The following is a 249-nucleotide window of genomic DNA, read 5'->3' as shown; positions in this document are numbered from 1 at the left end:
ACGCGCAGCTCGCCGGGCACAATCAGACGACCGATGATATCGGCAATCAACAGCAGAGAAGGGGTGGCCAGCAGAGTGACGGGCAGCGACCAGCGATGATCTGCGCCCACCAGCCAGCGTGCCATATGCGGCATCATCAGGCCGATAAAGGCGATAGGGCCGACGATGGCGGTCGCACTTCCGCACAGTACGGTAATCACCAACAGGCCAATAAACTGGGTACGCGCAACTTTGCTCCCCAACGCCGTT

1 protein-coding gene is annotated in these 249 nt (G+C 60.2%); it reads right to left on the bottom strand.

The window, feature by feature from the left end; translation table 11 throughout:
- Positions 1-249, bottom strand: a 249-nt coding sequence (locus FDX22_RS26390; protein WP_146718016.1) for an iron chelate uptake ABC transporter family permease subunit, incomplete at both ends; no start/stop codon positions are given.

Source organism: Citrobacter sp. TBCS-14, from assembly GCF_005280805.1.
Lineage (GTDB): Bacteria > Pseudomonadota > Gammaproteobacteria > Enterobacterales > Enterobacteriaceae > Citrobacter > Citrobacter gillenii.
Note: the sequence above shows the minus strand (reverse complement) of the source record. Positions and strands in the feature narration are given on the sequence as shown.